This is a genomic window from Solimonas terrae, assembly GCF_011067135.1.
In the GTDB taxonomy this organism is placed as follows: Bacteria; Pseudomonadota; Gammaproteobacteria; order Nevskiales; family Nevskiaceae; genus Solimonas; species Solimonas terrae.
Genome location: NZ_JAAMOW010000003.1, coordinates 437,432 through 464,354, shown reverse-complemented (window position 1 = coordinate 464,354; position 26,923 = coordinate 437,432). Strand labels below are relative to the sequence as shown.

Genomic DNA, 26,923 nt, shown 5'->3' with positions numbered 1-26,923 from the left:
CGCCCCGCTCAGGCGTCCGGCTCGTCGCCTTCCGCGGCGAGCACTTCGAGTTGCCGCTCCTGCACGGTCCGCGCATCGGTTCCGGCCGGCACGCCGGTCCAGGCGCGAATCTCGCTTTCGTGCGCGCGCACCAGCCGCCGTCCTTCCTCGATCGCCTCGCCGGCGCGATGGAAGTCCATCAGCGCGAAATCGTCGAGCCGCGGAATCAGCGTGATCTCCGGGGGATCGCCGGCCATGCGCGAGCGCGTCAGACGGTCCTGCATGATGTTGACGCTTGACGCCACCGAATCGAAGAAGCTCGGCGTGTCGCTGTTGCTGCTCTGCAGGTAGTTGACGACCTTGTTCCAGAAGCTGCGGTTCTTGCCGTCGCCACCCTGCTTTTCCTCGGCGTCGGCTTCACGTTGCGCCTCGGCGCGGCTGGCGCTCGACATGTGGCTGCCGACCAGCTGCGCATTGAGATTGACGGCGATCACGACATCGGCACCGAGCGCGCGACAGGCCGACACCGGCACCGGATTGACGAGTCCGCCGTCGAGCATCCAGCGGTCCTCGTGCTTGACCGGCGTGAACAGGCCGGGCATCGCGCAGGAGGCGCGCGCCGCCGCCCAGACCGGGCCGCTCGTGATCCAGATTTCGCGGCCGCTCTGCATTTCGGTGGCCACCGACACGAAGCGCTGTTCAAGCTCCTCGATGTTGGGGTTGCGATGGTGCTCGTTGAAGAACCCGAACAGGCGCTCGCCCTTGACGAAGCCGCCGGTCAGGGTGAGATCCATGAGGCCGAAGACGTCGCGCACGGTCAGCTTGCAGACCCAGTCGGCGAATTCCCGCAGCTGGCCGGCGACATAGACACCGCCGACCAGAGCACCGACCGAGGTGCCGGCGATCACCTGCGGTCGCACGCCGAGTGCTTCGAGTTCGAGAATGATGCCGATGTGCGACCAGCCGCGCGCCGAGCCGCTGCCCAGGGCCAGGCCGACGACCGGCGGTTTGTGTTCAGGTTTCATGCGGCAGGAAAAATAGCAGGCGCAGCTTGCTGGCGCCCGAACAGACCCGCACGAGTCATGCCGTCAGGCCCGCGAACAGATCCGGCTGCAGACGCGGATCATCGGCCTCGTGGAAATTCGCGAGTCCGACGCCGACCAGGCGATACAGCGTCGGCGGTGCGCCGGCCTCGTGCTCATCCTCCACGCGCGCGCACAGCGAGATCGCCATCGCGGCCAGTTCCGCCTCGGAGGCCGGCGGCTGTGCCGGCGTCAGGCTGCGCGTCAGGATGCGGAAGTCGCGCGTCTTCAACTTCAGCACGACGGTGCGCGGCACGCGTTCCGTCCGGCGCGACGCGGCCCAGGTCTTGGCGGCCAGCCGCTCGATGTGAGGGGCCAGCGCCGACAACGGCAGATCGTCGGCGAACGTGTCCTCGGCCGACACCGATTGCGTCGGCCGATCCGCCTGCACGCGATGCTCGTCGATACCCTGCGCCAGTTCGGCGAGACGGCGCCCGTAGCGGCCGAAGCGCGTCTCCAGCTCCAGCACCGAAAATGCCCGCAATTGGCCGACCGTGTCGATGCCGAGCCCGGCGAGACGCTCGCCCATCACCTTGCCGACCCCCGGCAGCCGCCCGACCGGCAGCGGCGCCAGAAACGCGAGCACGTCTCTGGGGCGGATCACGAACAGGCCGTCGGGCTTGTTCCAGTCCGATGCGATCTTGGCGAGAAACTTGTTGGGTGCGACGCCGGCCGATGCGGTCAACTGCAGTTGCTCGCGTATCTGGCTGCGGATGCGCTGCGCCACTTCGGTCGCCGAGGCCAGCGCCTGCTTGTTCTCGCTGACGTCGAGATAGGCTTCGTCCAGCGACAGCGGTTCGACCAGATCGGTATGCGAGAGGAAGATTTCGCGCACCGCGCGCGACACGGCGCGATAACGCGTGAAGTCCGGCGGCACGAACACCGCTTCGGGGCACAGGCGTTCGGCACGCACGGCCGGCATCGCTGAACGCACGCCGAACACGCGCGCCTCGTAGGAAGCTGCGCAGACCACCGAGCGTGTGCCGCGCCAGGCGACGACCACCGGCCGGCCGCGCAGGGCCGGGTCATCGCGCTGCTCGACCGACGCGTAGAACGCGTCCATGTCGACGTGAATGATCTTGCGCGGAGCGTGCTGCGGCATGTCCGGCTTATGATGCCGTGCGTCCGCGCATCTGCCCACCGGGTCCGCGCATCCGTCGATTCAGGCCGAGTAAATCGCTTTGCGCCATTGTCACTTCAGGGACTCAGCGGAAGCCGCAATGCAAGATCGCAGGGAGCGAAATCCGGAGGCGTGCAGCCGAACACCCGCGGCGTGCCTGCTGCCGATCATGGCGGCCGCCTGCGCGTTGTCGGCCTGCAGCAGCAGCCCGAGCCGCCCCGCCGCCGACACGGAGACCGCAAGCGCCGCGCCACGGCCGCTGCATCTGCGGCTGACGTCGCATCTGTCCTCGCTGTCCTCATCGATGCTTGCCGACCGCGACGCCGCGAAGGCACGGGCGCCAGTGGCGGCCAGCGGCCACGAGCCGCCGGTGACCCGGACTGCTGCCGCCACCGACGCGGCGACTCCGGCCGACCATCCGGCCACACCGGCGCCGGAAGCCGCGCACGTTCCGACCCCGCCGACCGCCAGCGATACCGACGCCACGCCGCCGCAGGTCTTCGAAACCGACGTGCGCGGCGAAACCGTGCCGGGCGAAGCCGTCGTCATCGGCACGAAAAGCGCGGACGACGAGCCGCTGGACCCGGTCCATCTTTGCACCCAGCTGGCGCCGGGCGACGAGCAGACGATCGCGCAGACCAAGCGGCGCGTCGAGGAAATGGTCTGCACGGCCTCGATGTGGTTCGACGGCCTGTTCGGCGATCGCTACTACATCAGCGAATCGCGCAAGGTGAACGGTACGGTCGAACTCAGCGACAACTATTCGCAGTTCTACGGCAACACCATCCGCCTGCGCTTCGACGCTCAGGTACCGCTGCCCAATCTCAACCGCCACCTCTCGGCGTTCATCGGCCGCGACAACGAGGAAGACTTCGTTCACGATCGCTTCGACAACTCGACACTGCGCAACAACTTCCCGAAAGTCGACGATCACGAAAAGCTGTTCGCCGGCCTCGGCTACGAATTGCCGGGCAGCGACCGCTTCTCGACCAGTTTCCGCGCCGGTGTGCGCGGACTCGCACGCCCCGAGGCCTTCGTGCAGAGCCGTCTGCGCTACAACGCCTATGCCGACGACAACGACCTGGTGAACCTGCGGGCAACGCCGTTCTACACGACGGCCGACCGCCTGGGCGTCACGCTCGGCGCCGACTACAGCCACGTCCTCGACCAGACCATGCTGATCCGCTTCGGCAATGTCGGGACCTGGTCGCAGAGCACGCAGGGTCTGGACTGGCGTTCGACGCTGACGGTCTACCAGGCCCTGCTGAGCATCCGCTGCGGCCTGGCCTACGAGCTGTTCGTGCGTGGCGAAACCGGTGACGACGTGCCGCTGCACGAATACGGCTTGCAGACCACGTTCCGCCACCCGATTTTCGGCGGCAAGCTGTACGGCGAATGGGTGCTCGGCTACAGCTTTCCGCGCGAGGATCTCGACCAGCAGCGCAGCGGTTCCTACCTCGCCGGCGTCTCGCTGCAGATGCCGTTCGGCAAGCAGCCATAGAAAAGCCGGCTTGCGCCGGCTTCCGCGAATCTCGCGTCGGCCTCAGGGTGTCGGCGCACGCCGTCCCAGCAGCAGCGAAATCACCGCCATGACGAGAAACACGAAGAACAGGATCTTGGCGATCGAAACCGCGCCGGCGGCAATACCCGAAAAGCCGAAGAACGCGGCGATCAGGGCGATGACGAAAAACACGATCGTGTAGTAGAGCATGGTGAACCTCCTTGTTCGGCGGTGTCCGATGAACAACCCGCGCCGTTCCACCGTGCCCGGGCGCGATGAATTCGTACTGAACTCGCATCGCCGGGGTCGATTGGCGATACTCTTGGGCATGTCCATTGCCGCCGTCGCCAACGCCTCCATGAATCGTCTGCGCGTTTTCCTGTCCGCTTTCACTTTGATCCTGCTGAGCGCCTGCGCCACCGATGGCGTCGTGCACCCGGCGCCGTGCAAGGATTCCTGCACGACGCATAGCGAGGGTTACCAGTGGGCGATGGACGCGGCGCTGGTCGATCCGTCGCCATGCGACAACAAGGCCTACGGGCCGGACTTCGTGCGTGGCTGCAAGGACGCGGTCAACGATTTCAGCCAGCTGCAGCCGGCGTCCAAGGGGCTCTGAAACCCGCTTCCGCCGGTCGGCCGTTCTCTGCCGACCGGCATCCGGTCGTGCCGCGCCGGCGCGGCGCTTGTCAGGATGCGCGATACCCCGTCCGAGGAGTCGCCTGTGCACGATCGTCGTCGATTGTCTGCGGACGAGGTGCTGTTCCGCACCGGGGAATCCGGTGATATCGCCTTCCTGATCGAGTCGGGTTCCGTCGAGATCTATCTCGAGCACGAAGACGGCGCCGAATCGATCGCGACGCTGCAGTCCGGCGACCTGTTCGGCGAAATGGCGCTGGCCGGCAATCACACGCGCACCGCCTGTGCACGGGCCGTGGCCGACACCGAGCTGCTGGTCGTGACTCACGAACTGCTGAACGAGCAGATGGCGCGCGCAACACCCGTGTTGCGCCACCTGCTGCGCGTGACGCTCGCCCGCAGCCGCGATCTCCTGCACCGGCTGCAGCAGTCCAGCACCGTGGACGCCACGCCCAGCGCGCGCTACTCGGGCAGTGAGCATGTCGATCGCGAGCTGGCCGTGCAGCGCCTGCGCACCGAGCAGGCACTGCGCGAGGCGCTGCGCGACGATGGCCTGCAATTGCACTATCAGCCGATCGTCGATCTGGCGAGCGGCACGATCGCCGGTTTCGAAGCCCTGATCCGCTGGTACGACCCGGCTGGCCGGCCGATTCCGCCGAGCTCGTTCATCAGCATCGCCGAGGATTCGGGACTGATCGTCGAGATCGGCCACTGGATCATCGATACCGCGACCGCAGCCCTGGCGCAGATGGGCAAGGTGCGCAGCGACGCACCGCCGTTCTGTTCAATCAATCTTTCACCGTGGCAGTTCGATGATCCGCAGCTGTTCCCGAGCATTCGCGACGCCTTGTTGCGACACGCGCTCGATCCGCGGCGCCTGCGCCTGGAAATCACCGAGTCGGCCGCCTTCGGCGACCCCGATGCCGTGCGCCGGCTGCTCGATCAGTGCCGGGCGCTGGGCTGTGCGCTGCTGGTCGACGATTTCGGTACCGGCTACAGCTCGCTGTCGTACCTGCACCGCCTGCCGATCGATGCGATCAAGCTCGACCGCAGCTTCATCGACGATCTCGGCGAGAGCCGTGGCGCCGCCGCGATCGTGCGTGCCATCACCGGACTGGCCGCCGACCTCGGCATGTACACGGTCGCCGAAGGCATCGAGACCGAAGCGCAAAGCGCGGCCTGCGCGCGCTACGGCGTGCACTACGGACAGGGCTATCACTTCTCTCGTGGCGTGCCGCTGGGCGAGGCGCTGAACCTGCTCCGTGCGCCGGTCGTGCCGCGCGTCGCCACGTCGCCGGCGGCCTGAGAGCGGCAACGCCGCGCGGGTCATCGCCCGGCGTCGCGTTCGCCTCAGGCGAACGCGACCACGCTCTGACGGCTGAGCGCGACGGCCTTGCGGTCCGGACTCCAGAGCGTCGCCGCCTGACTCAGATAGCCGCTCTGCGCTGCGTTGACCTCGGCGTCCATCAACCACCACGCGTCGCCGGCCGGGTCGTAATCCGGCCGCAGCAACTCGAGCATCCAGGTCATCGAGCTCGCCTGCGCGCGGGTGTTCAACACCGACAGGCCCGGGCTGGGAATCGAATCGGCGAGCGCGATCAGTTGCAATTCACCGACTGGCCGGTCTTCGCGCAGCCGTACGTAGATCTGCGTCTTCGGTTCCGCCGCACCGCGGAACGGGAAACCGCCGCTGGCCCAGCGGAAATTCAGATACTGCGTGAACGCCGGCGTGACGCCCTCGACATAGCGCAGCTCGCGCGCCTCCGGCGGCTCCACCGTCAGGCCCGGCCACGGGGGCGCGATCGCCAGCACCGATTCGCGTGACAGGCCGAAGATGCCGAGCACCGCGCAGGCAAGCTGTTCGCCGTCGAACAGTTGCGCCTCGACCTGCGTCGCCGATCTGCCGCTGCGCAGCACGCGCGTCGCGATCCGGATGTCGCCGGCGGGAATCGGCGCGATGAACGTGGTCTGCAGGGTACGCAAGGGGGCAGCGTTGCCGATCAGGCCACGCATCGCCTGCACTGCGAGCGCCGCCTGCAGGCCGCCGAACAAGGTGCGCCCCTGTTGCCAGTCGGGCGTGACCGCAACCCGCCACTCGCTGCCGGCGCCGCTGACCGACGCCATGAGTTCTGAAAACTGCATCTCGGCACTTCCTGAAAATTTTCCGGGCGCGATTGTGCAGCAAAAGCCCGCGGGCAAGAAAAAGGCCGCCCCGGGGGCGGCCTTCTTGCCCGCGGGCTATCAGTTCGGCTTCGCGGCCGCTTTCGGCAGCACCAGGCCGCGCTGATCGAGCAGCGGCTGGATGTCCGGATCGTGGCCGATGAAGTCGTGGAACAGGGTCGACGCATCGACGCTGCCGCCCTTCGACAGCAGCATGGCGCGGAAACGTTCGCCGCTCTCGCGCTTCAGGCCGCCGTGCTGGCGGAACCACTGTGCCGTGTCGGTATCGAGCACCGCGCTCCAGATGTAGGCGTAGTAGCCGGCGTCGTAGCCCAGCGAAAATGCGTGCGCGAAGTACGGGCTGTGGTAGCGCGGCGGCACTTCCGGCACATCGATGCCGGCATCGTGCAGCACCTTGCTTTCGAAGGCACTGACGTCGGCGACCTGTGCATCGGCGACCGGCAGCTGGTACCAGCTCTGGTCGATGATCGACGCTTCCAGGTACTCGGTGGTGGTGAAGCCCTGACCGTACTTCTGGGTCGCCATCACCTTGTCGAGCAGCGCCCTGGGCATCGGCGCGCCGGTCTTGTAGTGCTTCGCGTAGTGCTTCAGCACGTCGGGATCGGTGGCCCACATTTCGTTGAACTGCGACGGATACTCGACGAAATCGCGCGGCACGGCGGTGCCCGCGAAGTACGGATATTTGACGTCAGAGAACATGCCATGCAGCGCATGGCCGAACTCGTGGAACATCGTCGTCACCTCGTCGAACGTCAGCAGGGTCGGCTGACCGGCGGCCGGCTTCGGGATGTTGAGGTTGTTGACGACCACCGGTCGGGTGCCGAGCAGATCGGACTGCGACACGTACTCGTTCATCCAGGCGCCGCCGTTCTTCGAGTCGCGCTTGTAATAGTCGGTCAGGAACAGGGCGAGTCTGGAACCGTCCTTGTCGAAGACCTCGAACACGCGCACGTCCGGATGGTAGACCGGCAGATCGGTGCGCTCCTTGAACGTCAGACCGTACAGCTCGTGCGCCTCGTAGAACAGACCGTTCTGCAGCACGTCGTCGAGTTCCAGATACGGCTTCATCTGCGACTCGTCGAAGTCGTACTTGGCCTTGCGCAGCTTCTCGGCGTAATAGGCCCAGTCCCAGGCTGCCAGCTTGTAGCCGGCGTGTTCGGCGTCCGCCAGCTTCTGCATCTCGGCCAGGTCGCGGTGGACGTTGGCAACGGCCGCCGGCACCAGCTGCGCGAGCATCTTGTTGACCGCCTCCGGCGTCTTCGCGGTTTCGTCTTCGAGCACGTAAGCCGCATGGCTCGGATATCCGAGCAGCGCCGCGCGCTGCGCCGACAGCAGCACGATCTGTTTGATCACGCCGGTATTGTCGAAGGCGCTGCCATGACTGCAGCGCGTCACCGAGGCCTGATAGATCTTCTCGCGCAGGGCGCGGCTCTTGAGATGCGCCAGCGCCGGCTGGCCGGTAGTGTTCTGCAGGGTGATGACGTATTTGCCGTCAAGGCCGCGCGACTTCGCCGCTTCGGCTGCGGTGCTGATTTCGGCGTCCGACATGCCATCCAGCTCGGCGCGCGTATCGACGACGACCGCCGCAGCGGCAGTACCCTTCAGCAGGTTCTGCTCGAACTGCGTGCTCAGCTGCGAAAGCTGCTCGTTGAAGTGGCGCAGCTTTTCCTTCTGCGCATCGTCGAGGTCCGCGCCGGCGCGGACAAAGCGCGTGTGGTAGCGCTCCAGCAGGCGTTCCGACTGCGGATCGAGATCCAGCAGGCGCCGCGTGTTGTACAGGGCACGCACGCGTGCGTAGAGGCGCGCATCGAGATAGATCGCGTCGCTGTGCGCGGCGAGCCTGGGCGCGACATCGGCCTGCAGCTTTTCGAGGGTCTCGTTGGTGTTCGACGAGGTCAGGTTGAAGAACACCGACGACACGCGGGCCAGCATCGCGCCCGATTTCTCCATCGCCACGATCGTGTTGTCGAAGCTGGGCCGCTCCGGATTGTTGGCGATTGCGTCGATCTCGGCCCGCTGCGCGGCCATGCCGGCCGCAAAGGCCGGCGCGAAGTCGCTGTCGTGAATCTTGTCGAAGGGCGGCAGCTGGTACGGCAGCGTGCTCGCGGTGGCAAACGGGTTATCGCGCATGTCGGGGGTCGGGTCGGCGGCAAGGGCACTGCCGGCGCTGAGCAGCATGCCAGCGGCAAGCGCCAGTGTGATCGGGGCGTTCATGGAATCTCCGTAGCGGGAAAGCGGCCGCCTTCGAACCGTGGCGGTTTGGTGACAGCGGGGATATTTTCATGTGCATGAGGGCCGCACAAGAAGGATTGCCCCCAGAGCCGCGCCGGGCTCCGGGGAGTTCGTCGCTAAAATGTCACCGGTCCGAACTAGATTGCAGCGCCGTGACCCGATCCGCTTTCCGCCCGTTGCGCCCGACGATCCTGGTGCTGGTCGCGGCGCTGCTTTACGCAGCGCTGGTGCAATGGCTGTGTGGCTGGCGGGAGTTGCTTGCGGTCTGGACACAACTTCCGGCCTGGCTGATTCCGGGTTTTGTCGCGGCGATGCTGCTGAGCTATGCGCTGCGCGCCTGGCGTCTTTGTCGCAGTGCCGACGAGATTCCGCGGGCGCACTACATCGCGACCCTGCGCCTGCTGTGGCTGCACAATGCCGCGAATCTGCTGCTGCCGGCCCGCCTCGGCGAGTTCACGCTGCCCTGGCTGCTGCAGCGCCGCTTCGGCATCTCCTGGCCTCGCGGCGGCGGTCTGCTGTTGTGGCTGCGCCTGCTCGACCTGCATTGTGTCGCCGCGCTCGCCACCCTGGCGATCGGCCTGCATCTCGACCGCAGCTGGGCCATCGCGGCAACGCTCTTCGCGAGCGTTCTCGCCCTGCTCCCGATCGTGCTGTGCGTCGCGCATCGCCGGCTGCTGCAGTTTGCGCCGCTGGCGGCACGACCGCGCGTCGCCGACATGCTGCGTGCGATTCCGGACGACGCGACAAGACTGGGCCGGGAACTGTTGCTGACCTGGCTGGCATGGCTGGCGAAGCTCGCCGCCTTCGCGCTGGTCCTGCAGACCCTCGCCGCCGTATCACCGGCATCGGCCCTGCTCGGCGCGATCGGCGGCGACGCCAGCACGCTGCTGCCGCTGCACGCGCCGGCCGGCGCCGGCAGCTTCGAGGCCGGCGTGCTGCTGGGCCTCGGCCACGGCGTGGCCGGCCTCGGCGCCGCCGTGACCCTGCATCTGCTGCTGCTCGGCACCGCGCTGATCGGCGCCCTGCTGTCGTTCCCGGAACTGCCTGTCCGCCACAAGCCCGACGATGAGCCAGCCCCTTGCTGATACCGGACCGCGACGCGCGCCGACGCTGTCGCTGGTCGTGCCGCTGTACAACGAGCAGGACAACATCCTGCCGCTGGCAACGCGCGTTCATGACAGCCTGAGCGGCTATCGCGGACCATGGGAGTTGCTGCTGGTCGACGACGGCAGTCGCGATCGCAGCGGCGCACGCATCGACGAGGCGATCGCGCGGCACGGCGCCCATGTGCAACACGTCCGCCTTGCCCGCAACAGCGGACAGACTGCCGCGATGCAGGCCGGCATCGACATGGCAAGAGGCGAACTGATCGCAACGCTCGACGGCGACCTGCAGAACGATCCCGGCGATATCCCGCGCATGGTCGACGAGCTGCTGGACCGGGATCTCGACCTGCTCTGCGGTCTGCGCCTGGATCGCAAGGATCACTGGCTGTCGCGCAAGCTGCCGTCGAAGATCGCGAATGGATTGATCGCGCGCGTCAGCGGCGTGCGATTGCACGACTACGGCTGCAGTCTCAAGCTGATGCGTCGCCAGGTCATACGCGACGTGCGCCTGTACGGCGAAATGCATCGCCTGATCCCGCTGTGGGTCGCCACCGTCACCTCGCCGACGCGAATCGCGGAAACACCGGTCCGGCACCACCCGCGCCTGCATGGCGAATCCAAGTACGGCCTTTCGCGAACCTTCCGGGTGCTGCTCGACCTGCTGACCGCCTTCTTCTTCCTGCGCTTCCAGGCACGCCCCGGGCACTTCTTCGGCTCGATCGGTCTGGTCGTCGGCGCACTCGGCAGCGTGGCGATGGCGCATCTGGCCTTCGTCAAGTTCGCGCTCGGTGAAGACATCGGCCATCGGCCGCTGCTGCTGATCGCCCTGCTGCTGCTGATGTTCGCCGCGCAGTTCATCACCACCGGCATCCTTGCCGAAATGCTCGTCCGTCTGCGTCAGTCCGGCGTGGCCGTGACACTCCCGGAGCGCGCCGATGAGCGGCCCTGGCACCAGGCCGATGTCTGAGCGTGGCTGGCTGCTGCTGTTTGCCGTGCTCGGCTTCGTGCTCGGCGCACGCAGCGTGCCGCTGTTCGATCTCGACGAAGGTGCGTTCAGCGAGGCGACGATCGAAATGCTGGACAGCGGCAACTACGTCAGCACCACGCTGAACGGCGAACCGCGCTACGACAAGCCGATGCTGACCTACTGGCTGCAGGCCGCCGCGGTACGCGCGCTGGGGCGCAGCGAGCTTGCGTTCCGCCTGCCGTCGATACTCTGCGCGACGCTGTGGATGTGGCTGGTCCATGCCTTCGCGCGTGCGCGCGAGCGAACGCCGGGCGAGGCGCTGGTCGCCGCCGCGGCCCTGAGCCTGGGGCTGATGAGCAGCGTCATCGGCCACGCGGCGACGGCCGACGGCCTGCTCAATCTGCTGCTGGCATCGGCCGGGCTCGACATCTTCCGCTGGTACGAACAGCCGCGTCGCAGCACGCTGCTGCGCGTCTACCTCGCGATCGGACTCGGCCTGCTGGCCAAGGGACCGGTCGCGCTCGCCATTCCCGGCGCCGTATCGCTGCTGTTCTTCGCGACCCAGGGCCGTCTGCGGCTGTGGTGGCGGGCGGTGCTCGATCCACTCGGCTGGCTGCTGCTGACGATCGTCGTCGCACCCTGGGTCTATGCGTCGATTCGCCAGGACGGCGGCATTTTCCTCGGTCATTTCCTGCTCGACCAGAACGTCGGCCGCTATTCCAGAACCATGGAACACCACGGCGGCCACTGGTGGTTCTATCTGGCGGCCCTGCCGCTGATCGTGCTGCCGTTCACGGGCGTGTTGCGCGCGGCGTTCGGCCGCGCGCTGGTCGGCGGCGACGCGCTCGATCGCTACTGCCTGATCTGGTTCGCGCTCGTGCTGCTGCTGTTTTCACTGTCGGCCACGCAGCTTCCGCATTATCTGCTGTATGGCTGCACGCCGCTGTTCCTGATGATCGGCCGTCACCACCAGGCCGTGCGCTGGCGGCGCCTCGCGCTGCTGCCGGGCGTGCTGCTGCTCCTGGCACTCGCGGCCCTGCCATGGCTGCTGCCGGTCGTCGCGCTGCATACCCACCGCGCCTACGAGCACGGCATCGTCGAACTCGCGATGGCCCAGTTCCATGCGCTCTACTTCGTCGCCGCGGCGGCCGCGCTGGCATTGAGCCTGGCGGCGATGCTGATCGCGCCGCGGCGCTGGCCGCTGGCGCTGTTGCTGCTCGCCGGAACGCAGGCGGCCATGCTCTGGGGCTTTGCGGCGCCGGCCTTCGCCGGCGCCTACCAGGTGCCGACGCGCGACGCCGCCTTGCGCGCGCGGGCGCTCGGCCTGCCGACCGTGATGTTTCACACCTACCTGCCGAGTTTCAGCGTCTATCGCGGCGCGCCGACGCCGCAGGGCACGCCGCAGCCGGGCGAACTCGTGTTCGTGCGTGCCGATCGTCTGGACGAACTGCAGCACGCGCTGCCTGCAGCCGAACTGTCAACAGAATTTAAGATGGGCGGAATAGTCTTGCTGCTTCGCCGATCCTGACGACAGCCGCTCATGCACCCCATCCTCGCGCGCCGGCTCCGGCACGCACTTCCGCACGCAGACGAACAACGCTGGCTGCTCGTCGTCGCCGGCTTCCTGGCGCTGGCCTGCGCCCTGCTGATCGTGGCCGGCGGCTATCACGCCGGCTTCGCGACGATCAATGGCTGGGGTCGGGCGTTCGACGATCGGCAGCTGGCGATGCTCACGCAGAGCGGCGATTCGCTGACCATGCTCAGCCTGTTCCTGCTGCTGGCCTGGCGCTACCCGCAGGCGATCTGGCTGGCGATCCTGTCGGCCCTGATTGCGACCCTGCTCTCGCACGGCATGAAGGCGATCGCCGATCAGCTGCGGCCGCCGGCGGTGCTCGATGTCCGGAGCTTCCGTCAGGTCGGCCCGCTCTGGCATCGCGACAGTTTTCCATCGGGTCACACGGTCACCGCGTTCGTCGCGGCCGGTGCCGTGCTCGGCTGCGGCCGCTGCAGCCGCAGCGCGCGCCTGCTGATATTGGCGCTGGCGGCCAGCGTCGGCTTCAGCCGCATCGCCGTCGGCGCGCACTGGCCGGCCGACGTGCTGGCCGGCGCTGCCGTCGGCCTGCTGTCGGTCTGGCTCGGCATCTGCCTGATGCGGCGCTGTCGCTGGGGGCTGCACCCGGCAGCGCACTACGTGCAGGCCGCGATCCTTGCCGCCTGCGCGTTCGCCGATCTCGTGCGAACACCCGCCTACGTCGATGCGCAGGATGCGACGCGCGCCGTTGCCTGCATCAGCCTGGCGTTGGCCGGCTGGCACTACCTGCTGGCGCCACGCCTCGCCACGGCGCGGCGTCCGTCGTTCGCCCGAATGGCGGGTCGCGGCGTCTGAGCGCCCTGCGCAAAGTTCAGGACCGGTTCACTCGCTGCCGCTAGCGTCTTGTCGGAAATCCGGCCTGCGACGTCGCACGCGCTGCCGGCCCCGACTGGCACAACACAAGCGGACAAGGCAGGCGATGAACGACAGCGCGCAAGTGGCTTTCGATCGGCAAGCGGCGGATCTCGACCATCGGACCCACACGCTGGGCAGCTCGCGATCGCTGGCGGCGCGAATCGGCATCCATCTGCAGACCATGCTCGAACGGCTGGTCGCGCGCGTTTCGCAGCTGCCGGACACGCCGGTCTACGACAGTGCGATGTTCCCGTGGACACAGTATCTCGAATCGCAGTGGCGCCTGATCCGCGCCGAACTCGATCAGGTGATGCTGGCACGCGAGCGCCTGCCGGCCTTCCAGCAGATCCTGGACGAAGTGCGCACGATCACGACCGACGATCAGTGGAAGACCTACTGGCTGCTGAGCGCCGGCATGGATTGCCGGGAGAACCAGGCGCGCTGCCCGGAAACGACGCGGCTGCTGCGCGCGATACCGGGCGCCTCGACCGCGTTCTTCTCGATTCTCGCGCCCGGCAAGAAGATTCCCCCGCACCGCGGGGCCTACAACGGCATCCTGCGCTGTCATCTGGCGATGATCGTGCCGGAACCGGCGCAGCACGTCGCGATTCGCGTCGGCAATCACATCTGTCACTGGCAGGAAGGCCGTACCCTGATCTTCGACGACAGCTTCAATCACGAGGTCTGGAACGACACCGACGGCTGGCGCGTGGTGCTGTTCATCGATTTCGCGCGACCGCTGCGCCAGCCCTGGCATCTGCTGAATCGCGCGTTTCTCGGTATCGCCCGCTTCCTGCCGCTGCTGCGCCGCGCCAATCGCCGGCACCGCGACTGGAAGCGCGGCTACTACCAGGCGCAGCCCTGAGCCGGCGCCGCCAGCGGAATCGGCAGACGCGAACGCGCGACGACGTACTCCGCGTTCCGGTCCGCAAATCGGCGAATCAACTCGCCGACGGACAGCGTATGCCGGCGGGATCGGCGTTCTGCCGGGTAGCGACAATCAGCGTGGCGATCCGGTCGGCGATCTGCGCCATCGCCTGCTGCGCACCGATCACCAGCGGCTCGTAACCGCCGCCAACCTTGGTGTTCGTGCGGCTCGCGCAGGTCCACGAGTTCGCCGCACCGGGCGCGATGCCGCCGCCGCTCGCGCGCACCGTCCACACCGCGCCGATGTCGACACTGTGCCCAAGCCAGCCGTCGAACCGCTGCACGTCGAGCATCACCTGATAGACCGGCAGGCCGGCCGGTGCCGCGACACCGGCGACATCCTGCGTGTGCAGGCGCTGCGACAGCGCCGCGGACAGCGCACCGCGAACCTCGTCCTTGAGCGGCGCGATCCACTGTCGGGTCTCGACCAGCGCCAGTTCGCCGCTGCCCTGGCGAACGACCAGCTCCGGTTGATCGACCTGCGCCGGCACATGCACCGGCTGCACATCGATCACGAACGCGGCCTCGCCTGCGACCGCCGGGGCGGCCGTGTCCGGTTTCAACAGTGTGTAGAAATGCGTGTGATCGTCGCTGCAGGCGGCCACCATCAGCAGCGCGGTCACGGCCGGCCACAGACGACGCCCGCGTTTCGGATGAGGACTCATGGCTGTTTCTCCGGTTTGCCGTCGGCGCTCGGTTCCTTGCCGTCCTGCTTGCCGAACACCAGCGACTCGGGGTGCCGCTTGAGGTAGTCGGCCAGCTCGCGCAGCGAGCGCGCCATGCGATCGACCGATGCCAGCGTGTCCTGCGTATTGCGCTGCAGCGGCGACCCGGACGACAGCATGTTCTGGTTGGCGGCATCGACGGCATCGCGCGCCTCGTGGATCAGCTGGCGCGCTTCCGGCGCCACCTGTCCGTCGAGCTGCTTGAGCAGGCTGTCGGCGCTCTTCAGCGTGCCGTTCAGGTTGTTGCCGATCTCGTCGAACGGAATCTGGTCGATCTTGTTGACGATGTCGGCGATCTGCTGCTGGATTTCCTCGAGTCCGCCGGTGACCGTCGGCAGTTCGAACGGCTGCGCCTTGCGATCGACGCTCACCTTGCCGGCCTTGCGATCGAAGTCCAGCGACACATACAGCTGACCGGTCAGCAGATTGCCGGGGCGCATTTGCGCGCGCAGGCCATAGCCGATCATGCGCGTGAAGAAATCGACCGTCGCCCGTTTCTCGTCACCCGATTTCCTGATCTGACGCTCGAACAGCTCGCCGAGACGTTCGGGATAGATGCGTGCGTCGACGACCGCAAACAGCTTGCGCGCGTCGGTGTCGTAGTCGAGCGCCGTGGCCGTGACGTTGCCGAGCACGACGCCGCGAAAATCGACCGGCGCGCCGACCACCAGGCCACGCATCGACTGGTTGAAGCGCATGCGCACGTTCATCGCCACGCCGTCGGGCGGCGCCATCGCTGCGTCGCGATTGTCGAACAGCGTGAAATGCGCGTTCTCCGCCGCCACCTCGCCGGCGCTGTCCGGCGACGGCGCCTGGAACGCGACCCCGCCGGCAACCACTGCCGCCAGCGATTCGGTGTTGAGCTTGAAGCCGGACGCACTGGCGCTGACGTCGACGCCGCTGGCGTTCCAGAAACGTGCGTTGTTCGTGACGAAACGGTCGTAGGGGCTGTTGACGAATATCTCCAGGGTCACGCCGCGACCGTCGTCGCGCAGCTTGTGCGCAACCACCCGACCGACCGGTTCGCGGCGGAAATACAGCGGCGAACCGATGTCCAGCGAACCGAGGTCCGCCGCCTCGAGCATGTAGCGGCGTCCTTTCTGGTCGGTGGTCACCGCCGGCGGGACTTCCAGGCCATCGAAGTCGGAGCGATCCTCCTTGGAGCGGCCGAGATCGACGCCGATGTAGGCACCGGACAGCAGGGTGTTGAGGCCGGACACGCCGCCGAGACCGATCCGCGGCCGGACGATCCAGAACTTGGTGTCCTCGACCGCCAGATCGGCGGCATCGTGGCTCAGTTCGACCTTGACCAGCACCTGCTCGTGATCCTTGCTGAGACGGATGCGCTTGACCTTGCCGACCACGACATCCTTGTAGCGCACCTCCGTGGTCCCGGCTTCCAGGCCTTCGGCGCTGTCGAAGTGAATGGTGATCGCCGGTCCGGATGCCAGCCAGGCGCGCAGCACGAGCACAAAGCCCGCGAGCGCCGCGACCGCCGGTACCAGCCAGATCAGCGACAGGCTCCAGCGCCGGCCGGTATGCACCGCGGGCTTCGGCAGGGGCGTGCCCGGTTCGGACATCGGTTCGCGATCGCTCATGACGTACTCACTGTCGGAGATTCGTCCCAGATCAGGCGGGGATCAAAACTCATGGAGGCCAGCATCGTCAGCACGACGACGGCACCGAATGCCACCGCGCCGGGGCCGGCGTGCACTTCCGCCACCGTGTGGAAATCGACCAGCGACACCAGCAGGGCGACGACGAAGATGTCCAGCATCGACCACTGGCCGACGAATTCGAGCAGGCGATACAGGCGCGCACGGCCGCGCCGGGCCCACCGCGACTGGCGGCGCGAACTGATCAGCAGCACGGTCAGGGCAACGATCTTCAGGATCGGCACGCAGATGCTGGCGATGAACACGATCAACGCCAGGTCCCAGGAGCCCTCCTGCCAGAGCACGCGAATGCCGCCGAGGATGGTGTTCTGCTGGTTATAGAGCAGGGTCTGCGTGTGCATGATCGGCAGGGCGTTGGCCGGGATGTACAGCAGCGCCGCCGCGATCAGGAACGCCCAGCTGCGGCGCACGCTGTCGTGCTTGCGACGATGCAGCGGCGCCTCGCAGCGCGGACAACAGGGCGCGCTCACCGACGCTTCGTCGCGGCACACCAGGCCGCAGGCTTCGCAGGGCAGCAGGCCCATGTCGCTGGCAGTGCGGAACGTCATTCGGGCAGGCGCTCGCGGGCGTCCCACAGCAGGCGCAGGTCGAAGGCATTGACCACGGTCAGCAGAAAGGTCAGAACGCCGAGCGCGTACAGGCCGGGTTCGGCGTGAACCTCGGCCATGCCGGCGATCTTGACGACCGCAACCAGCGCGCCGATCAGGAACACCTCGACCATGCTCCACGGCCGCATCAGGCGCAGGGCATGCATGATGTCGATGAAGCCGAACGGCTTGCGATGCAGGATCAGCAGCGAGCCGAGCAGATAGCCGAGCAGGAGAATCTGCGTCAGCGGAAACAGGAATACGGTCAGCGCGGCCAGCACGGCGATCGAACCGACACCGGTATTCCATGCCGCGCCGATCGCACCGAGCAGGGTGCTGTGGTTCTCGACGCCGTGCATGTCCATCGCCACCAGCGGATAGACATTGGCGATCACGAACACCACCAGACTGGTCACCACCAGCGCGAGCATGGTCTGCAGCTGCATCGTCGGGCCGCGGTACAACTCGGCTCCGCAGCGCACGCACAAGGCCGTCTGCTTGCGGGCCAGATCGGCGCGCTGATAGACGACATCACAGTGCTCACAGACGATGAACTTGCTGGCCTGCATGAATCGGCTTCGGCAAGCGCCGCGACCTCCCTGTCCTCGATCGTGCCAGTCTAGAGCCTGCGCCGGCGTTTGGCACCGCCGGCGCGCTCAGCCCTCGCGGTTGCGCATCCAGTCGGCAACCGGCACCAGCGCGGCGAGCAGCTCGTCGCGCAGACCATCCTCGATGCCGCGCTCGCACAGGGCATGGGCCATGCACGCAAGCCACTGGTCGCGCTCGCTGCTGGCGATCGCGAACGGCAGGTGCCGGGCGCGCAGGCGAGGATGTCCGAAGCGGCTCACGTAGTGCGTCTCGCCGCCGGTCCAGCCACAGAGAAACCAGAACAGCTTGTCGCGCGAACCGGACAGATCGGCCGGATGCAGCGCGCGCAGCCCGGCCACCGCCGGTTCACGGTCCATCCGGTCGTAGAACGCGTCGACGATGCCGCGGATCACCGTTTCATCGCTACCCAGACGCTCATAGAAACTTGCTGTCATCGGTGCTCCGTCGTCACGAGCCGGGCATCAGCGACGCCGGCGGATGCTGCAGCAATTCGTCGACCTCGTTGACGATCGTCGCGATCGACGACTCCGGGTCGTAGCCGGTGTGCGAATACGCGAGGCGGCCGTCCTGGTCGACGATGAACATGCGCGGTATCGCCCGCACCGCGTAGGCCTCGCCGACCCGGCCGTCGGCATCGAGGCTGAGGCTCAGCTGCAGGCTTTGCAGATTGCGGGCAATGCGCTGGTACTGCGCCGCGCTTTCGTTCCAGTCGACGCCGACCACGGCAACGCGCTCGCGACCCGCCGCACGCTGCAGGCGTTCCAGCAGCGACAGTTCGCGCACGCAGGGTCCGCACCATGAGGCCCAGAACGTGGTGATCAGCACCCGTCCGCGGTAGTCGCTGACCCGCAGCGGCCGACCGTCGGCGCCGACGCCCAGTCGATCGGGCGGGATATCGCCGACTGCCGGTGGATCGGCACGTGCCGGCGCCACCGACACGAGCGCCAGCGCCAGCGCCGCTGCCAGCATCCATCCCGGGGCCGTCGATCCACGCATTGCGCAATTTTACTGCAGGCCTCGATGCTCTTTGCATATTCCTTTTTTGCGACGACGGCCACGAGCAGGCGCACAATCCCTTAAAATCCGCATCCCGTTGCCCCCAGCAGGACGAATCCGTGGACGTGGCCACTGCAGTACCGGATACCCGCAGCCCCGTCCGCAACGCGGACCAGATTGCGGAGCTCAATGCGCGCTATGCACCGATGGACTTCGACCATCGCATCGAGCAGATGTATCGCGAATTCGATGTCGACAAGGTGCTCGTGACCTCGTCGTTCGCCGCCACGTCCGCCTATTTCCTGCACCTGATCTCGAAACTCGAACCGCGGCAGAAATTCGCGTTCATCGACACCGGCTACCACTTTCCCGAAACCCTGGCCTATCGCGACTACCTGATCGAGCGTTTCGGTCTGGACGTATTCAGTGTGCACGCCGAGGGCTGGAAGCATCAGTTCAGCGTCGACGACAAGACCTACGAACGCGACCCGGACTTCTGCTGCGCGATCAACAAGGTCGAACCGCTGGACGCGATCAAGCCGAACTACGATGTCTGGGTGTCGAGCCTGATGCGGGCCGACACCGAGCACCGTGCGCAACTCGACATCTTCGAAGCGCGCGGCGGCATCCTGAAATTCAATCCCATGCTCGATGTCACGCACGCGCAGCGCGATGCCTATATCCGCGAGCACGACCTGCCGTTCCACCCGCTGGTGGCCAAGGGCTTTCATTCGATCGGCTGCGTGCATTGCACGGTCCCCGGCGAAGGCCGCAGCGGGCGCTGGATCGGCAAGCCGAAGACCGAGTGCGGTCTGCATCGCTGAGGTTGCGGCAGACGTGAGCGAAGCCGTCCGGCTCGATCAATGGCTGTGGGCGGCGCGCTTCTTCCGTACGCGCACGCTGGCCAGGGAGGCGATCGAAGCCGGCCATGTCCGATGTCAGGGCGAGCGCTGCAAGGTCGCCAAGGACGTGCGCCTCGGCATGAAACTGGACGTTCGGCGCGGCAACGATGCGTTCGAGATCGTCGTCACCGGGCTGTCGATCAAGCGCGGCGGCGCGCCGGACGCCCGGCAGCTCTACGAGGAAACGGCGGAAGGCGCCCAGCGGCGAGAGCAGCTGCGTCTGCAACTGCGTGCCGCCGGGCAGACCATCAGCGATCACCGGCCGAGCAAAAAGGAACGCCGCGACCTCGATCGGTTCAAGCGCAGTCTCTAGGTGTTGAGGTTCGGCGCGAGCGCGGAACAGCGTGCAAAAAAATCCCGCCACGACCGGAGTCGTGACGGGGTCGAAGACCTGCACCGCTACTCGGTGGCGGTCTTCAGGCGAAGGTCGTTGTTCACGTCCTTCACGCCATTCACGTGCTTGGTCACATCGACCGCCTGGTCGATCTGCGCCGAGGACACCACGTAGCCGGACAGCTGCACGCTGCCATTCTGGGTCTCGACGCTGATGTCGGTCGACTTCAGACCCTTCTCGGCCAGCAACGCGGCCTTCACCTTGGCGGTGATCGCCGAATCTGCGACGTACTGGCCAGCCTCGGTCTTGTGGGCCGGCGCGGTGTCGGCCTGCGCCAGCAGCGGAGCTGCGCCCACGGTGAGCATCGTTGCTACAAGCAGGGCTTTCATCTTCATTTCGACTCTCCTTGTCACTGCGATCCGCGACATCCTGTTGCGGACCGGGTGGGTACCGGATCATTTCCGGACGGCCACCATGCTGCCTTATCGCTCTGAATTGAAGCTGACTTCGAAGTTCATCGCCGGCTCAGCGACAGCGCCGGTGCGCCGGGGCCTGTCAACGCTGATGACATCGCCGTGACCGAGTTCGTTCTGCCGCAGCGCAGGAACGAGGAGTGAAGTGTACGTGTGGGGTACATGCGCGACGGGAGACGCAGCGATGTGGCGAAGCGTGCCAGCCCCGTCTCGGGATGGCGCCATGAGCGTCGACAGGCCTTAGACGCCGGCGGCGTCCCGCTTGCGGGTCACTGCTGCGAGCAGCTTGTCGTCGGCATCGACGAACAGCTGCACGCCATCGACGACCAGACGCTCGACGATCGACGCGAACGGCAGCTGCAGTGCGTCGATCTCGTCGAATACCGCCTGCGCCTCGCCGATCGCCTGCTGCAGCCGCGAACGGGCTTCGCCGTGATCGCGAAACGCATCGAGCGTCGCCGGCGGCACCGTGTTGACGGTGTCGGGACCGATCAGTTCCTCGACGTACAGCGTGTCACGGAATGCCGGATTCTTGGTGCCGGTGCTCGCCCACAGCAGACGCTGCGGACGCGCGCGCGACTGCTGCGCCAGCTGCTGCCAACGCGGTGTCGTGAAGATGGCCTTGCTGTCCTGATAGGCAAGCCGCGCATTGGCGATTGCGACGCTGCCCAGCAACTTCTGCAAGCGCGCCGAAGCCGGATCGCCGGCGTCGATGCGACCTTGCAGCTCGGCATCCATCGCTGCATCGATGCGGCTGACGAAGAAGCTGGCGACGCTGGCGATGTTCGCGGCACTGCCGTTGCGCTGCGTCCAGGTTTCGACGCCATCGACGTAGGCTTCGGCAACGGCGCGGTAGGCCTCGCGCGAAAACAGCAGGGTGACATTGACGTTGATACCCTCGCCGATCAGCGTGCGCACCGCCTCGACGCCGGCGGCGGTGCCGGGCACCTTGATCATCAGATTGTCGCGTCGCACTTCCGCCCACAGGCGGCGCGCCTGCGCGATCGTGCCGGCCGCGTCGTTGGCCAGCCGCGGCGAGACTTCGAGACTGACGTAACCGTCGGCGGCGCGGGTCTGGTCATAGACCTTGCGGAATTCATCGGCCGCGGCGCGGATATCGTCGATCGCAAGATGCTCGAACAAGGTGGCCGGTTCGCGGGTGCCAGCCGCGACCAGCGTGCGCAGTGCGGCGTCGTAGTCACCGCCGGCACCGATCGCCTTTTCGAAGATCGCCGGGTTCGAGGTCAGGCCGGTGACGGCGTCGTCCTCGATCAGCCGTCGCAGGCCGCCGGACGCCAGCAACTCGCGGCTGATGAAATCGACCCAGATGGACTGGCCCAGCGCATGCACGGCTTGCAAACGGTTCATGAAGTCTCACGGCGGACAGAGGCGGTCGGAACCGCGGGCAGCGACATCATTATCGGAACATCTGAAGCTGTCGTGAACCAGGCACCGCTGCATCCCGTGGCGGCGCTGCGGGCGGCCGTTCGTCCCACGATCTAGGACACCAGCTGCAGGCTCGCCAGCCGCGCGTAGAGACCACCGCTGCGCGCCAGCTCCGCCGGCGTGCCGACCTCGATCACGCGGCCGTTTTCGAGCACGACGATGCGATCGGCCTGCTGCACGGTCGCCAGACGGTGCGCGATGATCAGCGTCGTACGCCCCGCCATCGCCGCTTCCAGGCCGCGCTGCACCAGCGCCTCGCTTTCGGCGTCGAGCGCACTGGTCGCCTCGTCGAGCAACAGCAGCGGCGGATTCTTGAGAATGGCGCGCGCGATCGCGATGCGCTGTCTCTGTCCGCCCGACAGGCGCGTGCCGCGCTCGCCGAGAAAGGTCTGGTAACCGTCCGGCAGCCGCACGATGAACTCGTCGGCGAGCGCCGTGCGCGCCGCGGCAATGACCTCGGCATCGCTGGCGTCGCGCCGGCCATAGCGGATGTTCTCGAGCGCATCGGTCGAGAACACCACCGGCTCCTGCGGCACCAGGCCGATGTGCGCACGCAAGCTGTTCGGATGCAGCTCGCGGATGTCCACGCCATTGAGGCGGATCGCGCCGGCGCCGACATCGTAGAAGCGCTGCAGCAGCTGGAAGACGGTGGTCTTGCCGGCGCCGCTCGGGCCGACCAGCGCGACCGTCTCGCCTTCGCGAATGTCGAGGTCGAGGCCGTCCAGTGCCGCGGTCAGCGGCCGCGACGGATAGCGGAAGCTGACGCGATCGAACTGCAGCCGTGCCTGACGCGTTTCCGGCAGCCGGCGCGGCTGCGCCGGCGCCGCGATCGTCGGCTCCGCGCGCATCAGCTCCATCAGGCGCTCGGTGGCGCCGGCAGCACGCATCACGTCGCCCCAGACCTCGGCGAGCACGCCGACGCCGCCGGCGGTGATCGCTGCGTACATGATGAACGAGGTCAGCTCGCCGGCCGTCATCGCACCGCTGGCGACCGACTGCGCGCCGAGCCAGAGCACGAACACGATCGCACCGAACACGCCGACGATCATGCCGCCGGTCAGCAGCGCGCGCATCAGCGTGCGGCGGATCGCGGTCGTGAAGCTGCGCTCCACCGCATCGTCGAAACGGCCGGTTTCGTAGGCCTCGTTGGTGAAGGCCTGTACCGTGGGAATGGCGTTGAGGACCTCGCCGGCAACGGCCGAACTGTCGGCAATGCGATCCTGCGATTCGCGCGACAGCTTGCGCAGACGGCGGCCGGTCATCACCAGCGGCACAACCACGAACAGCAGCAGCAGCAGGGTCACGAAGAACAGTTTGGGGCTGGTCACGGCCAGCATCAGCAGGCCGCCGGTGAACTGGAAGAAACTGCGCAGGCCCATCGACATCGACGAGCCGACCACGGTCTGCACCAGGGTCGTATCGCCGGTCAGACGCGACAGCACCTCGCCGGTACGCGTGGTTTCGAAGTACTCGGGCGACTGATCGAGCATGCGGTGATAGACCGCGCTGCGCAGATCGGCGGTGATGCGTTCGCCGATCCAGCTGACCTGATAGAAGCGCGCGGCGCTGGCGCAACCCCAGAGCACGGCGATCCCGAACAGGCCGAGGAAATGCCCCTGCATCTGGCCGCCGGCGACAAAGCCGTGATCGATCAGTCCGCGGAACGCCAGCGGCACGGCCAGAAATGCCGCCGAACTGGTGCACAGCATCAGCAGCGCCAGCAACAGCCGCAGCCGGTAGCGGCGCAGATAAGGGCCCAGACTGCGCAAGGCGCTGAGGCGGCGGCGCGCCGCCGGCTTTGCCACCTCCGGCGTTTCCAGCGCAGCGTCGAGCGCTGCCTGTTCGATCGGCTGTGCCGTCATGTCGTGTCTGTCCTTGGCCATTGCGGCGTCCCGACAGTGGGAGCGCGCCGCATTCTACGACCTGCCCGCCGCGACCGTCGCGACGCGATCCGGCCCCGCGCGCGATAATGGCCGCTCGTCCGGCCCGGAACTGAAATGAGCAAGATCGTCGACGCCGTCACCGCCGTCATCGTCAGCGGCAATGAAATGCTGATGGTGCGGCGCCAGCCATTCCTGAAGGCGTTTCCCGGCTATCACGCGTTTCCCGGTGGCAAGATCGATCCGGAAGACAGCGACGGCGATGCGTTGCCATCGTTCTGCGACGGCTTCGAGGGACGTCTGCTGCGCAGCCTGCTGCGCGAGATCCGCGAGGAACTGTCGGTCGACCTGACGACGGTGCCCGCTGCCGGCATTCGCGTCCGGCCGATCGGCATCGCGCTGACGCCGCCGAATCAGGCGCGCCGCTTCAACACTCATTTCTTCATCATCGAACTCGCAGACAAGCCGGCCGTGACGGTCGACCTGCACGAGATTCATTCGGCGGAGTGGGCGACACCGTCCGCCTGGCTGGCGCGCTACCGCGACGGCCAGCTGCTGGCCGCGCCGCCGACGCTGGCGGTCATCGAGGCGCTGGCCGGCGACATCACGCTCGACGACGTACCGGGTCTGGATTTCCGCAGGCGCGTCGACTTCGAACTGCCGGTCATCGAAGTGCCCTACGGCGTCCGCAACATCCTCGTGCGTTCGCATACCTTGCCGCCCGCCGAACACACCAACTGCTTTCTGCTCGGCGACTCGCAGTCACATCGCATTCTGGTCGACCCGTCGCCGGCCAGCGACGAGGAAATGGACAAACTGTGCGGACTGGTCGACCGCTACGGTATCCACGAGGTCTTCCTCACCCACCATCATCCGGACCATCACGAACGCGCGCCGGATATCGCGCGGCGTCTCGGCGTGCCGATCGGCATGTCCGAAGACACCCAGCAACGCCTGCTGGCGAAGAAGGGCATGGACTACTTTCACGAGCTTGCCGTGCATCACTACCGCGAAGGCGACGTGATCTGCCGCTGGCTGGGCCGCGCGGTGCACGTCCACGAAGTCCCGGGCCACGACGAAGGCCATCTGGCATTGATGCCGGAAGACCGCAGCTGGTGCATCGTCGGCGATCTGATCCAGGGCATCGGCACCGTCGTCATCGCCAAGCCGGAAGGCGACATGCGCAAGTACTTCGCGACGCTGGAACGACTGATCGCACTGGCGCCGCGCGTGATCATCCCGTCGCACGGCATCGCGCTCGGCACCGTCTACCGGCTGGAGGAAACCCTGAAGCATCGCCGCCAGCGCGAGCAGCAGGTGCTGGCGCTGTGGCACGAGGGTCAGGATCTCGACACCATGCTGAAGACGATCTACAGCGATGTCGATCCGCGCCTGCTCCCGCTCGCGCGCCTCAACATCGAAAGCCACCTCGACAAGCTGCGCGCCGAAGGCGTGCTCGAAACCGGCCGATAGACCGGCAGCGGAGCGGCGGCTACTTCAGCAGCGCCATGCGCAGTTCGGTCTTGCCCTTGTTGATGTGCTCGATCCTGACCGGGATGTATTCGCGCGACGGCGCCAGCCAGTAGCGATACGACTTCTTCGGGTTGTCGATGCGTTCGACCAGCACCGTGTCGAAACTTCCGGCCGGCGTCTTCACGGTCTCGTGCGGCTGGATGCGGAAGCGGTAGGTCCTCAGCTTGTCCTCGTCCAGAAACGCAAAGTCGCGCTCGAGGCCGATGCGCCCGGCATTGCGGGCCGCCCACAGGCGCACCGCTTCCTGGATCGAGAAGCGGTCATAGACCGGATCGGGTACGTGAATCTCGGTGATGTCACCACCCTGGATCATCTTCACACGCTGCGCCTTCGGATCGAAGTCGAGCGTGAAGTTGTCGTCCGTGCGATGGTCGTTGCTGTACTGGAAGTGCGTCGGAAAGACCTGGCCGTCGTGCACGCAGAACGTGCTGAATTCGCTGGGCGAACCGTAGGTCCAGCGCACGATCGCGATCGGATCGGTTTCCGAGTGGTATTCGAAGCAGTCGTCGTCGGTCGGCTTCAGCGAGATCGTGCCCTCGCCAAGCGAGACACTGCCCCATTCGACGCTGTAGCGGTCGGCCCTCGGCGCCCAGAAATCGGCGTCCAGCTTTGCCGGCTCGGCAACGTCGGCATTCGCGTTCGCCGCCGCCGTGGAAGCCGCCGCCGTCGCGCCGGCGCTGCTGCCGGCCGCAGCCCGTGCCGGCAGCGCCCTTGCCGTCAGCACGGCGACGACGATGCCCGCCCACGCAGCGGTCTTGTACAACTGCCTCATCGAAAACTCTCCTCGAGTGCGTCCAGCCCCAGTGGTGCGTTGAGGATCCTTCCCCGCAACCGGACCTGCGATCCGGTCAGCGCCAGCTCGCCGCGGGCCATCCAGGCCACCGCCTGCGGATAGATCTTCAGTTCGATCTCCCCCATCACGCGGGCCGCGAGTGATTCCGGACCATCGTCGGGCCGCACGCTTAATTCGCCCTGAATGACCAGCGGCCCGCCGTCGAGCTGCTCGTTGACGAAATGCACGGTGGCACCGTGGCGGGCGTCACCGGCCGCCAGTGCGGCCTCGTGCGTATGCAGGCCCGCATGCCGCGGCAGCAGCGACGGATGGATGTTGAGCATGCGGCCGGCAAAGGCGGCAATGAATGACGGCGTCAGGATTCGCATGAATCCGGCCAGCACGACGATGTCCGGCGCATGCGCGCGCAGACGCGCGATCATCGTCGCGTCGAATGCCTCGCGACTCACGTAGTCGCGGTGCGACAAGACCTCGCTTGCGATACCGGCCCGCTGCGCCCGCAGCAGACCGCCGGCATCGGCGCGATTGCTCAGCACGCAGACGATCTCGCCGTCGATGCGCCGATCCGCGCAGGCGTCGATCAAGGCCTGCAGATTGCGGCCTTCACCGGAAATGAGAACCGCGATACGAGCACTCATCAAATCAGCAATCCACTGAGTGAATCGTCATGCAGGCGTCGCGAGCGACGGCAGGTCGCGCGACGCCGGAGCACAGCAAGCGCAGCGTACTTCAGTACGTGAGCATTGCGAGCACCGCCGACGCGCGAGATACCAAGCGTAGTAGCCTGAACGA

The 26,923-nt window shown here is 66.8% G+C and carries 27 protein-coding genes; 11 read left to right on the top strand and 16 right to left on the bottom strand.

Annotation, left to right across the window (positions count from 1 at the left end):
* Nucleotides 1-8 precede the first annotated feature (8 nt).
* Complete coding sequence (locus G7Y85_RS07995; protein ID WP_166254519.1) at nucleotides 9-1,004, bottom strand: patatin-like phospholipase family protein; 996 nt, start codon at nucleotides 1,002-1,004, stop codon at nucleotides 9-11.
* A gap of 55 nt (nucleotides 1,005-1,059) precedes the next feature.
* Nucleotides 1,060-2,163: a DNA polymerase IV gene (dinB, locus tag G7Y85_RS07990; protein ID WP_166254516.1), complete on the bottom strand. Its 1,104-nt coding sequence runs from the start codon at nucleotides 2,161-2,163 to the stop codon at nucleotides 1,060-1,062.
* Nucleotides 2,164-2,281: 118 nt separating this feature from the next.
* Between dinB and G7Y85_RS07985 the strand changes: the two genes are divergently transcribed.
* Entirely contained in the window at nucleotides 2,282-3,682 is a 1,401-nt protein-coding gene (locus tag G7Y85_RS07985) for a hypothetical protein (RefSeq protein ID WP_166254513.1), read from the top strand.
* A gap of 42 nt (nucleotides 3,683-3,724) precedes the next feature.
* Here the strand turns inward: G7Y85_RS07985 and G7Y85_RS07980 are convergent, their stop codons facing one another.
* A complete protein-coding gene (locus G7Y85_RS07980) occupies nucleotides 3,725-3,892 on the bottom strand; it encodes a DUF1328 domain-containing protein (RefSeq protein ID WP_166254510.1) in 168 nt (55 codons plus the stop codon).
* Nucleotides 3,893-4,010: 118 nt separating this feature from the next.
* Between G7Y85_RS07980 and G7Y85_RS07975 the strand changes: the two genes are divergently transcribed.
* A complete protein-coding gene (locus G7Y85_RS07975; RefSeq protein WP_166254507.1) occupies nucleotides 4,011-4,298 on the top strand; it encodes a hypothetical protein in 288 nt (95 codons plus the stop codon).
* Nucleotides 4,299-4,403: 105 nt separating this feature from the next.
* Entirely contained in the window at nucleotides 4,404-5,624 is a 1,221-nt protein-coding gene (locus G7Y85_RS07970; RefSeq protein WP_166254504.1) for an EAL domain-containing protein, read from the top strand.
* Between the two features lie 44 nt (nucleotides 5,625-5,668).
* On the opposite strand, the gene G7Y85_RS07965 is transcribed toward G7Y85_RS07970, so the two are convergent.
* Both G7Y85_RS07965 and G7Y85_RS07960 read right to left on the bottom strand, forming a co-directional pair.
* Nucleotides 5,669-6,460, bottom strand: a complete 792-nt coding sequence (locus G7Y85_RS07965; protein WP_166254501.1) for an acyl-CoA thioesterase — start codon at nucleotides 6,458-6,460, stop codon at nucleotides 5,669-5,671.
* A gap of 99 nt (nucleotides 6,461-6,559) precedes the next feature.
* The gene (locus G7Y85_RS07960; protein WP_166254498.1) at nucleotides 6,560-8,713 is read right to left on the bottom strand and encodes a M3 family metallopeptidase; all 2,154 of its coding nucleotides are present in this window, start codon (nucleotides 8,711-8,713) and stop codon (nucleotides 6,560-6,562) included.
* Nucleotides 8,714-8,883: 170 nt separating this feature from the next.
* On the opposite strand from G7Y85_RS07960, the gene G7Y85_RS20100 reads away from it, so the two are divergent.
* The 5 genes from G7Y85_RS20100 (at nucleotide 8,884) to G7Y85_RS07930 (ending at nucleotide 14,115) form a co-directional block, all read left to right on the top strand.
* Complete coding sequence (locus tag G7Y85_RS20100; RefSeq protein ID WP_194241133.1) at nucleotides 8,884-9,816, top strand: lysylphosphatidylglycerol synthase domain-containing protein; 933 nt, start codon at nucleotides 8,884-8,886, stop codon at nucleotides 9,814-9,816.
* Nucleotides 9,797-10,804, top strand: a complete 1,008-nt coding sequence (locus G7Y85_RS07945; RefSeq protein ID WP_166254490.1) for a glycosyltransferase family 2 protein — start codon at nucleotides 9,797-9,799, stop codon at nucleotides 10,802-10,804. Before G7Y85_RS20100 ends, G7Y85_RS07945 begins: the two co-directional genes overlap by 20 nt.
* Nucleotides 10,773-12,332 carry an ArnT family glycosyltransferase gene (locus G7Y85_RS07940; RefSeq protein ID WP_166254487.1) on the top strand — a complete coding sequence of 520 codons (1,560 nt, stop codon included), beginning with the start codon at nucleotides 10,773-10,775 and terminating at the stop codon, nucleotides 12,330-12,332. The genes G7Y85_RS07945 and G7Y85_RS07940 overlap by 32 nt, the downstream gene beginning before the upstream one ends.
* Nucleotides 12,333-12,344: 12 nt before the next feature.
* The gene (locus G7Y85_RS07935; RefSeq protein WP_166254484.1) at nucleotides 12,345-13,190 is read left to right on the top strand and encodes a phosphatase PAP2 family protein; all 846 of its coding nucleotides are present in this window, start codon (nucleotides 12,345-12,347) and stop codon (nucleotides 13,188-13,190) included.
* A 124-nt stretch (nucleotides 13,191-13,314) separates the two neighbouring features.
* Nucleotides 13,315-14,115: an aspartyl/asparaginyl beta-hydroxylase domain-containing protein gene (locus G7Y85_RS07930; protein ID WP_166254481.1), complete on the top strand. Its 801-nt coding sequence runs from the start codon at nucleotides 13,315-13,317 to the stop codon at nucleotides 14,113-14,115.
* Nucleotides 14,116-14,191: 76 nt separating this feature from the next.
* Here G7Y85_RS07930 and G7Y85_RS07925 read toward each other — a convergent pair whose 3' ends face one another.
* From G7Y85_RS07925 to G7Y85_RS07900, 6 genes are all read right to left on the bottom strand, one after another.
* Nucleotides 14,192-14,842 (bottom strand): PqiC family protein, encoded by a 651-nt coding sequence (locus tag G7Y85_RS07925; protein WP_166254478.1) that lies wholly within the window; start codon nucleotides 14,840-14,842, stop codon nucleotides 14,192-14,194.
* Nucleotides 14,839-16,500 carry a PqiB family protein gene (locus tag G7Y85_RS07920; protein ID WP_166254475.1) on the bottom strand — a complete coding sequence of 554 codons (1,662 nt, stop codon included), beginning with the start codon at nucleotides 16,498-16,500 and terminating at the stop codon, nucleotides 14,839-14,841. The genes G7Y85_RS07925 and G7Y85_RS07920 overlap by 4 nt, the downstream gene beginning before the upstream one ends.
* Nucleotides 16,497-17,126, bottom strand: a complete 630-nt coding sequence (locus tag G7Y85_RS07915; RefSeq protein ID WP_166254472.1) for a paraquat-inducible protein A — start codon at nucleotides 17,124-17,126, stop codon at nucleotides 16,497-16,499. Before G7Y85_RS07915 ends, G7Y85_RS07920 begins: the two co-directional genes overlap by 4 nt.
* Nucleotides 17,123-17,734, bottom strand: a complete 612-nt coding sequence (locus tag G7Y85_RS07910) for a paraquat-inducible protein A (protein WP_166254469.1) — start codon at nucleotides 17,732-17,734, stop codon at nucleotides 17,123-17,125. The genes G7Y85_RS07915 and G7Y85_RS07910 overlap by 4 nt, the downstream gene beginning before the upstream one ends.
* Nucleotides 17,735-17,821: 87 nt before the next feature.
* Nucleotides 17,822-18,208: a group II truncated hemoglobin gene (locus G7Y85_RS07905; RefSeq protein WP_166254466.1), complete on the bottom strand. Its 387-nt coding sequence runs from the start codon at nucleotides 18,206-18,208 to the stop codon at nucleotides 17,822-17,824.
* Nucleotides 18,209-18,221: 13 nt separating this feature from the next.
* Nucleotides 18,222-18,770, bottom strand: coding sequence for a TlpA family protein disulfide reductase (locus tag G7Y85_RS07900; protein WP_166254463.1), 549 nt, complete (start codon nucleotides 18,768-18,770; stop codon nucleotides 18,222-18,224).
* A 125-nt stretch (nucleotides 18,771-18,895) separates the two neighbouring features.
* On the opposite strand from G7Y85_RS07900, the gene G7Y85_RS07895 reads away from it, so the two are divergent.
* Both G7Y85_RS07895 and G7Y85_RS07890 read left to right on the top strand, forming a co-directional pair.
* Nucleotides 18,896-19,594 carry a phosphoadenylyl-sulfate reductase gene (locus G7Y85_RS07895; RefSeq protein WP_366514929.1) on the top strand — a complete coding sequence of 233 codons (699 nt, stop codon included), beginning with the start codon at nucleotides 18,896-18,898 and terminating at the stop codon, nucleotides 19,592-19,594.
* A 13-nt stretch (nucleotides 19,595-19,607) separates the two neighbouring features.
* Nucleotides 19,608-19,985, top strand: coding sequence for an RNA-binding S4 domain-containing protein (locus tag G7Y85_RS07890; protein WP_166254457.1), 378 nt, complete (start codon nucleotides 19,608-19,610; stop codon nucleotides 19,983-19,985).
* Nucleotides 19,986-20,071: 86 nt separating this feature from the next.
* On the opposite strand, the gene G7Y85_RS07885 is transcribed toward G7Y85_RS07890, so the two are convergent.
* The 3 genes from G7Y85_RS07885 to G7Y85_RS07875 form a co-directional block, all read right to left on the bottom strand.
* Nucleotides 20,072-20,401: a BON domain-containing protein gene (locus G7Y85_RS07885; RefSeq protein WP_166254454.1), complete on the bottom strand. Its 330-nt coding sequence runs from the start codon at nucleotides 20,399-20,401 to the stop codon at nucleotides 20,072-20,074.
* A 318-nt stretch (nucleotides 20,402-20,719) separates the two neighbouring features.
* On the bottom strand, nucleotides 20,720-21,847 hold the full coding sequence (tal, locus tag G7Y85_RS07880; RefSeq protein ID WP_166254451.1) for a transaldolase: 1,128 nt from the start codon (nucleotides 21,845-21,847) through the stop codon (nucleotides 20,720-20,722).
* Nucleotides 21,848-21,978: 131 nt separating this feature from the next.
* Entirely contained in the window at nucleotides 21,979-23,787 is a 1,809-nt protein-coding gene (locus G7Y85_RS07875) for an ABC transporter transmembrane domain-containing protein (RefSeq protein ID WP_166254708.1), read from the bottom strand.
* 135 nt (nucleotides 23,788-23,922) lie between these two features.
* On the opposite strand from G7Y85_RS07875, the gene G7Y85_RS07870 reads away from it, so the two are divergent.
* Entirely contained in the window at nucleotides 23,923-25,278 is a 1,356-nt protein-coding gene (locus tag G7Y85_RS07870; protein WP_166254448.1) for an MBL fold metallo-hydrolase, read from the top strand.
* A gap of 19 nt (nucleotides 25,279-25,297) precedes the next feature.
* On the opposite strand, the gene G7Y85_RS07865 is transcribed toward G7Y85_RS07870, so the two are convergent.
* Nucleotides 25,298-26,110 (bottom strand): DUF3108 domain-containing protein, encoded by an 813-nt coding sequence (locus G7Y85_RS07865; RefSeq protein ID WP_166254445.1) that lies wholly within the window; start codon nucleotides 26,108-26,110, stop codon nucleotides 25,298-25,300.
* A complete protein-coding gene (purN, locus tag G7Y85_RS07860; RefSeq protein WP_166254442.1) occupies nucleotides 26,107-26,769 on the bottom strand; it encodes a phosphoribosylglycinamide formyltransferase in 663 nt (220 codons plus the stop codon). The genes G7Y85_RS07865 and purN overlap by 4 nt, the downstream gene beginning before the upstream one ends.
* Nucleotides 26,770-26,923: the final 154 nt, after the last annotated feature.